Consider the following 10,764-nt stretch of genomic DNA (forward strand, 5'->3'; position numbering starts at 1 on the left):
GAACGGAATCCCACCCTGCCCAGTTTCCCTTCCGGGGGCCGTCGGCCCCGTCGGCCCCGTCGGCCCCCGGAAGGGAAACTGGGCAGGGTGGGATTCCGTTCCGGCCCCGGCTCTGCCCTCCCCCGGCGGAGCGGGGCGCGGCGCGATGCGGTGGCGGTAGCGGCCTTGAGCGCGGCCGGGGAAGCAGAAGAAGCGGGGGTGTTGTCCGACACCCCGCCCCCCTGCGACTCAGCCGGAGCTGTCCAGCTTCTGGTCCTTCAGCAGCACCCATGCCGCGCCCGCCGTCGCCAGCAGCACCACGGCGCCGGCGCCCGACGCCAGCCCCAGTCCGCTGACGAAGGCCTCCCGCGCCGACGCCAGCATCTCCTGGGCCGCGCCCGCAGGCATGCCCGACGCCACCTCGACCGCCCCGCCCAGGGATTCGTGCGCACCCGCGGGGGTGCCCGGCGGGGACGGGAATCCGCGGTAGACACCCGTCACGATCGAGCCCAGTACGGCGATGCCGAGGGCCGCGCCCAGTTCGTACGCCGTCTCCGAGACCGCGGACGCCGAGCCCGCCTCCTCCTTGGGGACCGAGGACAGGATCACGTCGGCCGTCACGGTGAACGAGAAGCCGGCGCCCACGCCGACGGCCAGGAGCGACGCTCCCAGCAGCGGATAGCCGGTGCTCTCGTCGATCACCGTGAGGGCGGCCAGCGCCAGGCCGATCGCCGCGAGGCCGCCGGACACGACCGCCCGGACCGAGAAGCGGCGGGCGGCGTGGCCGGCGATCAGACCGGCAGCCACCGCGCCGATCGCGGCGGGAAGTTCGGCGAGACCCGCCTCGAACGGGCGCCTGCCCTGGACGAGTTGCAGGTACTGGGAGAGGAAGAAGACCAGGCCGGACAGCCCGAGGACGGTCAGCAGGTCGGCCAGGACGGCGCCGCTGAAGCCGCGGTTGCGGAACAGGCGCATGTCCAGCAGCGGTACCGGCAGGGCCAGCTGGCGGCGGACGAAGCCGTACAGCGCCGCCGCGCCCAGCAGGGCGGCGCCCACCGTGGTCCAGGTGAGGCCGTGGGTGGCGGCCTCCTTGACGGCGTAGACGACCGCGATCATGCCGACGAGGGAGAGCGTGACGCTTGCCAGGTCCCAGGGGCCGGGGTTGGGGTTGCGGGACTCCGGCAGGGTGCGGATGCCGACGACGACGAGGACGGCCATCACCGGCAGGTTGATGAGGAAGGCCGAGCCCCACCAGAAGTGTTCGAGGAGGAAGCCGCCGACGACCGGGCCGACCGCCGTACCGGCGGAGGCCGCGGCGCCCCAGATGCCCACGGCGAGACTGCGCTCGCGCGGGTCGTGGAAGAGGTGGCGGATCAGGGCGAGGGTGGCGGGCATCAGGGTCGCACCGGCGACGCCGAGGAGCGCGCGGGCGGCGATCATCATCTCCGGCGTCGTGGCGTAGGCGTTCAGCACGGATATCGCGCCGAAGGCGGTGGCGCCCATCAGCAGGATGCGCTTGCGGCCGATGCGGTCGCCGAGGCTGCCCATCGAGACCAGCAGACCGGCGATGACGAAGGAGTACACGTCGCCGATCCACAGGAGCTGGGTGCCGGAGGGCTTCAGGTCCTCACTGATGAACGGGGTCGCGAGGCCGAGGACGGTCGCGTCGACGGCCACCAGCAGCACGGCGAGCACGAGGACGGACAGCGCGAGCCAGCGGCCGGGGCGCTTCACCGCCTCGTCCTGGTCCACCGGCTGCAGCGTGCTGGTCATGATTCCTCTCTCCTCAGGGCGCCGCCGAGCAGCAGCTCGACGATCATGTGTGTGAAGTCGTTGCGGGCGACGCGGCCCTCCGCGACCGCCCAGGCACCGGAGGCCAGCAGGCCGTACAGCGCCTCGGTGAGCCAGGCCGGCGTCAGGTCGATGCGGAACTCGCCGTCGGCCTGGCCGCGCCGGAACAGGGCGGCGATCCGGTCGTCGATCCTGGCCCAGCCCTCGTTTCGCTCCTCTCCCTCGAACAGCTGGTTCTCGCTGTAGAGGAAGGCCAGCAGGGCGGCGGCCGGTTCGATCTCGCGGACCATCCGTCGGACGGCCTCGCTCGCGCGGCCGTCGTCGGGGCGGGCCCGGTCCAGGGCCCCCTCGCACTCCTGGATGCCGAGCGCCTCCAGCGCGCGCACGAGCGCGTCGCGTCCCGCGAACTGCCGGTGCAGGGTGGCCCTGCTGATCCCGGCGGCCTTGGCGACCTCGTCCATGGTCGCGGTGGATTTCCGGGTCAGCAGGGCGGCGGCACTGCGCAGCACGTGGTCACGATCGACAGCCATGAGACAACAATAACCCATATGAGACATCAATGTCTCATCAGGAGGGTGCACGTCTCACATCTCACACGTCGGTCGCGTTCCGCGGCGTTGCGCGGTGATCTCTCAGTGCCAGGGCAGCCGGCCGCGCCGCTCCCAGTAGGCGCCCGGTTCCTCCGCCAGTGCCGCGATCCGGGCCAGCCGGCCCTCGTCGAGGTCGACGACGGCGGCGTGCAGGTTGGAGGCGAGCTGGGTGACGGTCGCGGCGCCGGACAGGACGACCCCGGCCCAGGGCTGCCGCAGGATCACCGCGAGGGCGACGGCGTCGCAGCCGAGCCCCGCCTCCTCCGCCACCGACCTGAGGGCGTCGGGCGCGTGCGGCTCCGCCAGGCGGCCGTTGGCCATGCCCTCCTTGACGATCACCGTGAGTCCGGCGTCGTGGGCCTCGGCGAGAGCCGGTCCGGCCGAGGTCTCCAGGGCGTTGTACGTCGACTGGACGGTACGGAAGAGGGGAGCGCCGTCGACCTCGACGGCGAGGGCGGCGCGGATCGCGTCGGCCTGGGCGGGACCGCTGGTGGAGAAGCCGACCGTGAGTCCCCCGGCCGCGGCCTCGGCCAGCTTCGCGTGCAGTTCCTTGTCGGTGAGGGCCGGGCTGTCCGGGGTCACCGAGTGGATCTGGTAGAGGTCGAGGCGGTCGCCGAGCAGGGCGGCGGTCTCGGCGCACTGACGCTCGTACGTGGCGACGCCGTGGTCCTTGACCTCGTGCCGCTCGGCGTCGGTGGTCCAGTCGGCGGTGTAGGTGTAGCCCCACTTGCTGCCCACGACGATGTCGTCGACGCCGGGGCGTGCCGTCAGCCAGTCGGCGAGGAACTCCTCGGAGCGGCCGTAGGAGCGGGCCACGTCGAAGTAGCGCACTCCCTGGGCGTAGGCGGCGTCGAGGAGTTCGTGGGTGCGGGCGCGCAGTGCCTCGACGCTGCGGTCGTCGCCGAGGTCGTGGTCCCGGCCGAGGTTGATGTAGCCGGGGCGGCCGACGGCTGCGAGGCCCAGTCCGATGTGGCAGGTGGGGGTGGTCGCGGTGGCCAGTCGGGCGAAGGGCATCGCGGGCTCCGTTCGGTCGGCTCAGGCACGGCTGGCGACCAACGTAACCCGCGATGACCTTCGGTGAAGAGTGGGCGCCTTGGAGCTCGGGGGTGCGCTTGCAGTGGCGGGTGCGGGTCCGTCGTGGTTGTTCGCGCAGTTCCCCGCGCCCCCGTAGGGGCGCTCCTCAGCTCGCTTCTTTGGCAGTTGCCCACTCGTGCTGCGCGGCCACGTCCGCCTTGACCTCCGCGAGCTGGACGGCGACCGCGCTGGGCGCCGTACCGCCGCGGCCGTCGCGGGAGGCGAGGGCGCCGGCGACGTTGAGTACCGAGCGCACCTCGGGGGTGAGGTGGGCGGAGATCTTCGCGAACTGCTCGTCGGTCAGCTCGTCCAGCTCCTTGCCCTCGGCCTCGGCGACCTTCACGCACTCGCCCGCGACCTCGTGCGCCACCCGGAACGGCACGCCCTGCTTGACCAGCCACTCGGCGACGTCGGTGGCGAGGGAGAAGCCGGCCGGGGCCAGTTCCTCCATGCGCTCGCGGTGGACGGTGAGGGTCGCGATCATGCCGGTGAAGGCGGGGAGCAGGACCTCCAGCTGGTCGCAGGAGTCGAAGACCGGCTCCTTGTCCTCCTGGAGATCGCGGTTGTAGGCCAGGGGCAGGGCCTTGAGGGTGGCCAGGAGACCGGTCAGGTTGCCGATGAGACGGCCGCTCTTGCCGCGCGCCAGCTCCGCGATGTCCGGGTTCTTCTTCTGCGGCATGATCGACGAGCCCGTGGAGAACGCGTCGTGCAGGGTGACGAAGGAGAACTCCTTCGTGTTCCAGATGATGATCTCCTCGGCGATCCGGGAGAGGTTCACGCCGATCATCGCGGTGATGAAGGCGAACTCGGCGACGAAGTCACGGGAGGCGGTGCCGTCGACCGAGTTGCCGACGCTGCCGCGCTCGAAGCCGAGGTCCGCGGCGACCGCCTCGGGGTCCAGGCCGAGCGAGGAACCCGCGAGAGCCCCCGAACCGTACGGCGAGACGGCCGTGCGCTCGTCCCACTGGCGCAGCCGCTCCGCGTCCCGGGTCAGGGGCTGTACGTGGGCGAGGACGTGGTGGGCGAAGAGGATCGGCTGGGCGTGCTGGAGGTGGGTGCGGCCGGGCATCGCCACATCCGGGTGGGCCTCCGCCAGGCCGATCAGGGCGTCCTGGAGGTCGGCGATCAGGCCGCCGATGATCCGGGCGTGGTCGCGCAGGTACATCCGGAAGAGAGTGGCGACCTGGTCGTTGCGGGAGCGGCCGGCGCGGAGCTTGCCTCCGAGGTCGGGGCCGAGGTGCTCCAGCAGACCCCGCTCCAGGGCGGTGTGGATGTCCTCGTCGGCGATGGTGCCGACGAGGGCGCCCGAGGCGACGTCGGCCTCCAGCCGGTCGAGGCCGCCGAGCATGCCCGTCAGCTCGTCGTCGGTGAGCAGACCCGCCTTGTGCAGCACGCGCGCGTGGGCGCGCGAACCGGCGATGTCGTAGGGCGCGAGCCGCCAGTCGAAGTGGACGGACGCGGACAGCTTCGCCAGGGCCTCGGCGGGACCGTCGGCGAAACGGCCGCCCCAGAGCCGTACGTCACCGCTGTTGCTGCTCACTTGCGTTGCTCCTCGGGAGGGTGTGGGTGAACTCAGATCTTCGCAGGCTGACCTCTGCATGAGTATGCAGACTTCTGCATGATTCGTCAATCGGGCCCGAGGGAGGCGGAGGCGGGGCGGATCCGGTGCGGGACCGGTTCCGGGAAGTGGCGGTGCGTGGTCGAGTCTGCGGAATCGCCGGGCGCGCGGATCTTTTTGAAACACCTTTGAACAACAGCAACCGCTTTCCCGTACTCATCGCTGAACGCAGGCGCCGCGTTCGACCCACCCACTCCTGACCCAAGTGAGGCATCCGCATGTCCAGGGCTCTTCCGAAGTACAACAGGCGTCGCGTGGCGGTCATCGGCGGCGCCGCCGCTCTGGCGCTGACCGGCGCGGTGGTCGTGACCTCGGCCCTCGCCGGGGAGACGTCCAAGAGCAGCGGCACGAACGCCCAGACGCTCGCCTCCCCCGGCACGATCAGCTGCCCGGACGTGGCCTCCAAGCTGCCCGCGATCCCGGCCACCGCCAAGGCCGAGGTGGACCGCAACCTCACCCTGCTCAACACCCAGATCGCCGAAGCCAACAAGCGCCTCGTCGACACCGTCGGCCAGGGCGGCCCCAACTTCGTCAACAACGCCATCCTCGGCCCCCTCAAGGACAAGCGCGTCTCGACCGTCAACCGCATCGCCACCGCCATCGGCCGCACCGCGGCCAAGCCCCAGGGCCTCGACGCCCTCGCCCCCTGCGCCCTGAACGGCGGTGGCGTCAACCCCGGCGGCGCGGCGGCGACCCAGCCGGCCGGGAACGGCGGAAACAACGGGAACGCCGGAAACAACGGAAACACGGGGAACAACGGAAACGCGGGCAACAACGGAAACGCCGGCAACGCCGGCGCCCCCGGCACGATCAGCTGCCCGGACGTGGCCTCCAAGCTGCCCGCGATCCCGGCCACCGCCAAGGCCGAGGTGGACCGCAACCTCACCCTGCTCAACACCCAGATCGCCGAAGCCAACAAGCGCCTCGTCGACACCGTCGGCCAGGGCGGCCCCAACTTCGTCAACAACGCCATCCTCGGCCCCCTCAAGGACAAGCGCGTCTCGACCGTCAACCGCATCGCCACCGCCATCGGCCGCACCGCGGCCAAGCCCCAGGGCCTCGACGCCCTCGCCCCCTGCGCCCTGAACAAGTGACGTGACACGTCGCGGTGGCCGCCCCGGAGAACTTCAGCCGGGGCGGCCACCGCGACGTCCGGGCACCCGGGCACCCGGGCACCCGATCACGCAATCGCTTAGACATTCGAAGGACTTTCCCGAATAATCGTTAGTCATGGGAAAGACTTATGAGCGCATCGACGGCAGACTCCGTAGCTTCATCGAGGACCAGCCCCTCTTCTTCACCGCGACCGCGCCGCTGTCCGGCGACGGCACGGTGAACCTCTCCCCCAAGGGACTCAAGGGCTCGTTCGCCGTCCTCGACGAACACACCGTGGCCTACCTGGACTTCGCCGGCTCCAACGCCGAGACGATCGCGCATCTGCGGGAGAACGGCCGGATCACGCTGATGTGGTGCGCCTTCCAGGGCCCGCCCAACATCGTGCGGGTGCACGGCCGAGGCGAACCCGTCTTCCGCGACGACCCCCGCTTCACGGACCTGCTCGCCACCCACTTCCCCGAGACCGACCCGAGCCCGCACGGGCTGCGGGCGATCATCGTCGTGCACGCCGAACTCGTCCGGGACACCTGTGGATACGCGGTGCCCTTCATGACGTACGACGAGGACCGCGATCTGCACGCCAAGCGGTTCGCGCGGGAGGACGACGAATCGCTGAGCGCGTACTTCGCCAAGAAGGAACACATCGCGACGAGCATGGACGGACTGCCCGGACTTCCGCTGCCCCTGCACCCGATGCGTCCGGTGTGACCCACACGGCGGAGGACGACGTCTTTCAGTGACCGACCCGGTCGGCCCACCCGGCCTGCCGGTGCCACCACCGCCGCTTAGCGTCTGAGCATGCGCCGTCTCGCCTTCGCCACCGCCCTGGTCTGTGCGTCCCTGCTCCTGCTCGGGGCGGCTGCGGGCACCGGCGGGCCGACACCACCGCCCCCGCTTCCCGCGCGGATGACGGACACCGGCGGCGGCACCCAGCTGATCACCGCCGTGGCCCCGCACACCGGTGCCACGACGGGCACGCTCACCTGGTGGGACCTGCGCGGCGGCCGGTGGCTGCGGGCCGGCTCCGCACCGGCGCGGTTCGGCGCGAACGGGCTGGTCGAGGGAGCCGTACGCCGGCAGGGCACGAGCACGACACCGACCGGCCTGTACGACCTCCCGTTCGCGTTCGGGACCCAGGCGCCGCCGCGCGGGACGGCGTACCCGTACCGTCGTGTGCGCGCGGACTCCTGGTGGTGCCAGGACAACGCGTCCCGCTCCTACAACCGGTGGACCGAGCCGCGGCCGGCCGACTGCCGTGCCGCCGAGTCCGAGCACCTGATCACCTACCGCACCCAGTACGCGCACGCGCTGGTGACCGGGTTCAACTACCGCAAGCCGGTGCGCAACCGCGGAGCGGGCATCTTCCTGCACGTCAACGGGTGGGGAGCGACCGCCGGTTGTGTGTCGGTACCGGCGGACGCCATGCGGCGCGTCCTGGCCTGGGCCCGCCCGGCGCAGCGTCCGCACCTGGCGATCGGGACGGCCGGCGGGCGCACGGCGATCACCCGGTACTGACCCCGTACCGGTGAACCCGTACCGGACGGGGCGACGCTGAACACCGGGCGGTCCCGGCCCGTATCTGTGGGTCAAGGTCCGTACCCACGGAGGAACAGTGACCACGACGATCGCCGGCGGCCGTGCCGCCCGCCGCCAGACGATGCGCCGCATCCGTCCGCGCCGCTCCCCGGCCGTTCCGCTGCTGCTCGCCGTCTGGGCGGGTGCCGCGGGTGTGCTGTGGCTGTGGTGGAACAACACGCCGTCCATCTCGGACACCAGCGGCAAGATCCTCAACGCCGGGCGGATCACCGGACTGCTCGCCGGATACCTGATGGCGCTCGTCGTCCTGCAGATGGCCCGGGTGCCGGCGCTGGAACGCCGGGTCGGCTCGGACCGGGTGGCCCGCTGGCACGCGATGAGCGGCCGCTACACGCTCAGCCTCACCTTCGCGCACGTGTTCCTCATCATGTGGGGATACGCGCTCCAGGCCGGCAAGTCGCTCGGCGACATCGTGCAGCAGACGATCGACTCGGTGAACCAGCTGCCCGACATGGGCAAGGCCGCCATCGGCACCGCCCTGCTCGTGGTCATCGGCCTGGCGTCGATCGGCCCGGTGCGCCGCCTGATGCCGTACGACACCTGGTACCACGTGCATCTGATGACGTACGCCGCGGTGTTCCTGACGTTCTGGCACCAGATCACCACCGGCAACGACTTCGCCGTCGAGCCCGCCGCGAAGACCGCCTGGTACGCGCTGTACGGGTCGGTCACCGCGCTGGTCGTCTGGTACCGCATCCTCACCCCGATCCGGCTGAACATGCGCCACCGCATGTACGTCGAGGCGGTCATCGAGGAGACGCCCGGCATCGTGTCGGTGCTGATCGGCGGGCGCAAGCTGCACCGGATCGGCGCGGAGGCCGGGCAGTTCTTCCGGTGGCGGTTCCTGGCGCCGGGCATGCGGTTCAGCTCCCACCCCTATTCGCTGTCGGCGGCACCCCGCCCCGAGCTGCTGCGCATCACCGTCAAGGCGATCGGCGACCACAGCTCCGCGCTGCGCGGCCTCAAGCCCGGCGTGAAGGTGTGGGCCGAGGGGCCGTACGGCGCGATGACGGCCGCGCGGCGCAGCCAGGGCAAGGTGCTGCTGGTGGCCGGCGGCGTCGGTATCACGCCGATGCGGGCGCTGTTCGAGACGCTGCCCGGCGCGGAGGGCGACATCACGCTCCTCTACCGGGCCAACAGCACGCACGACCTGGCGCTGTGGGACGAGCTGGCGAAGATCGCCGACGAGCGCGGGGCGCGGCTGATGTACGCGGTCAACAGCCCCGACGGGGAACGCCCCGACATCTCGGCGGAGTCCCTGCAACGCAAGCTGCCGGACATCGAGGACCACGACGTCTTCATGTGCGGGCCGGCCGGCTTCGCCCAGAACGTGTACGAGGCACTGCGCGGCGCCGGGGTTCCCGCCCGCCGTATCCACCACGAGTCGTTCGAGATGTGAGCGACGGAAATCCACGGATCCACCGGTAGCAACACGGGAAGCAACGGGAAACAGGAGCGATGAAGAAAAGCCACCCTCTGCGGCGCGTCGTACTCGCCGGCGCGGCCACCGTGTCCGGCATCGTGCTGCTGCTGTCGCTCAAGCCGTCGTCGGACCCGGGCTCCGCCCAGGCCGCCGGCGCGGGCGCGGCGGCACAGGAAGCGGCTCAGGGCGGGGCCGGAGCGGCCGTGTCCGGGGCGATCACCGGTGACGCTTCACAGACGCAGTACGGCGCCGTCCAGGTCCGCGTGACCGTCAGCAACGGCAAGATCACCAAGGCGGAGACGGTCCAGGCGCCCAAGGGCGGCCAGAGCGACCAGATCACCGCCGACGCCATGCCCAAACTCAACCAGGCCGCCCTCACCGCGCAGAGCGCCGACATCGACGCCGTCTCCGGCGCCACCTTCACCAGCGAGGGCTACAAGAAGTCCCTGCAGTCGGCGATCGACAAGATGAAGGCGAGCGCGGGCGCGTCACAGGGGTCGGCCGGTGCCGCCCCGGTGTCCGGCACCTTCGACGGTGACGCGGCGCAGACGCAGTACGGGGCCGTGCAGGTGCGGATCACCGTCAGCAACAACCAGATCACCAAGGCGGAGACGGTCCAGGCGCCCAAGGGCGGCCAGAGCGACCAGGTCACCGCCGACGCCGTACCCAAGCTCAACCAGGCCGTCGTCACCAAGCAGAGCCCCGACATCGACGCCGTCTCCGGGGCGACCTACACCAGCACCGGGTACAAGCAGTCCCTCCAGTCGGCGATCGACAAGGCCAACGCGAGTGCGGGGACGCAGGGTTCGGGGGCCCAGGAGGGGTCGAAGGCCCCGGAGGCGCCGAAGGCACCCGATGCCCCGAAGGCACCGGAGGGCTCCGGCAACGCCCAGGCGGGCGGCACCTTCACCGGGGAGGCCGTGCAGACGGACTACGGGACCGTGCAGGTCCGGATCACCGTCAGCGGCGGCAGGATCACCAAGGCGGAGACGGTCCAGGCGCCCAAGGGCGGCCAGAGCGACCAGATCACCGCCAACGCCGTACCCAAGCTCAACCAGGCGGCCGTGGCCGCCGGCAGCGCCGACATCGACGCCGTGTCCGGCGCCACGTACACCAGTGGCGGCTACAAGGAATCCCTCCAGTCGGCGCTGGACCAGGCCGGTGGCTGACACGGTGGCCGAATCGGCGCAGGCCCCCGCCGTGGTGCGGCACGCGGAGGAGGTCATGGGGACCGTCTTCTCCTTCGACGTCCGCGGCGGGGAACCCCGTGCGGTGCGGGCGGCGCTCGACGAGGCGGTCGCCGGGCTGCACCGGGTGAACGAGGTGTTCAGCACCTACCGGGAGGACAGTCAGGTCTCCCGGCTCGTCCGCGGCGAACTGAGCGTGGAGGAGTGCGACCCCGAGGTCGCCGAGGTGCTGGCGCTGGGCGCCGAGGCGGAGCGGGCCAGCGAGGGCTGGTTCAGCATGCGCTACCAGGGCGGCCGGCTCGACCCCACCGGGATCGTCAAAGGGTGGGCGGCCGAGCGGGCGGCGCGGGTGATCGCCGCCGCGTGGGTGCTCGGGGTGAGCGTCAACGG

The 10,764-nt window shown here is 71.4% G+C and carries 10 protein-coding genes; 6 read left to right on the plus strand and 4 right to left on the minus strand.

Annotated elements, in window-relative coordinates; genetic code table 11:
- Positions 1-228: 228 nt before the first annotated feature.
- From P1P75_RS34890 to argH, 4 genes are all read right to left on the minus strand, one after another.
- Positions 229-1,752, minus strand: a complete 1,524-nt coding sequence (locus P1P75_RS34890; protein WP_319263063.1) for an MFS transporter — start codon at positions 1,750-1,752, stop codon at positions 229-231.
- Positions 1,749-2,300: a helix-turn-helix domain-containing protein gene (locus P1P75_RS34895; protein ID WP_319263065.1), complete on the minus strand. Its 552-nt coding sequence runs from the start codon at positions 2,298-2,300 to the stop codon at positions 1,749-1,751. The genes P1P75_RS34890 and P1P75_RS34895 overlap by 4 nt, the downstream gene beginning before the upstream one ends.
- 102 nt (positions 2,301-2,402) lie before the next feature.
- Entirely contained in the window at positions 2,403-3,374 is a 972-nt protein-coding gene (locus P1P75_RS34900; protein ID WP_319263068.1) for an aldo/keto reductase, read from the minus strand.
- Between the two features lie 166 nt (positions 3,375-3,540).
- Complete coding sequence (gene argH / locus P1P75_RS34905; RefSeq protein WP_319263070.1) at positions 3,541-4,974, minus strand: argininosuccinate lyase; 1,434 nt, start codon at positions 4,972-4,974, stop codon at positions 3,541-3,543.
- 296 nt (positions 4,975-5,270) lie between these two features.
- Between argH and P1P75_RS34910 the strand changes: the two genes are divergently transcribed.
- From P1P75_RS34910 to P1P75_RS34935, 6 genes are all read left to right on the plus strand, one after another.
- Positions 5,271-6,146 carry a hypothetical protein gene (locus tag P1P75_RS34910; RefSeq protein ID WP_319263072.1) on the plus strand — a complete coding sequence of 292 codons (876 nt, stop codon included), beginning with the start codon at positions 5,271-5,273 and terminating at the stop codon, positions 6,144-6,146.
- A 136-nt stretch (positions 6,147-6,282) separates the two neighbouring features.
- A complete protein-coding gene (locus P1P75_RS34915) occupies positions 6,283-6,876 on the plus strand; it encodes a pyridoxamine 5'-phosphate oxidase family protein (RefSeq protein ID WP_319263074.1) in 594 nt (197 codons plus the stop codon).
- Positions 6,877-6,966: 90 nt separating this feature from the next.
- On the plus strand, positions 6,967-7,683 hold the full coding sequence (locus P1P75_RS34920; protein WP_319263076.1) for a L,D-transpeptidase family protein: 717 nt from the start codon (positions 6,967-6,969) through the stop codon (positions 7,681-7,683).
- 97 nt (positions 7,684-7,780) lie between these two features.
- The gene (locus P1P75_RS34925; RefSeq protein ID WP_319263077.1) at positions 7,781-9,163 is read left to right on the plus strand and encodes a ferredoxin reductase family protein; all 1,383 of its coding nucleotides are present in this window, start codon (positions 7,781-7,783) and stop codon (positions 9,161-9,163) included.
- Between the two features lie 59 nt (positions 9,164-9,222).
- Complete coding sequence (locus P1P75_RS34930; protein WP_319263079.1) at positions 9,223-10,356, plus strand: FMN-binding protein; 1,134 nt, start codon at positions 9,223-9,225, stop codon at positions 10,354-10,356.
- The coding region (locus tag P1P75_RS34935; protein WP_319263081.1) for an FAD:protein FMN transferase at positions 10,349-10,764 on the plus strand (416 nt) is incomplete at its 3' end. The genes P1P75_RS34930 and P1P75_RS34935, both read left to right, overlap by 8 nt.

It is taken from the genome of Streptomyces sp. ID05-39B (genome assembly GCF_033794725.1).
Classification (GTDB): Bacteria; Actinomycetota; Actinomycetes; order Streptomycetales; family Streptomycetaceae; genus Streptomyces; species Streptomyces bobili.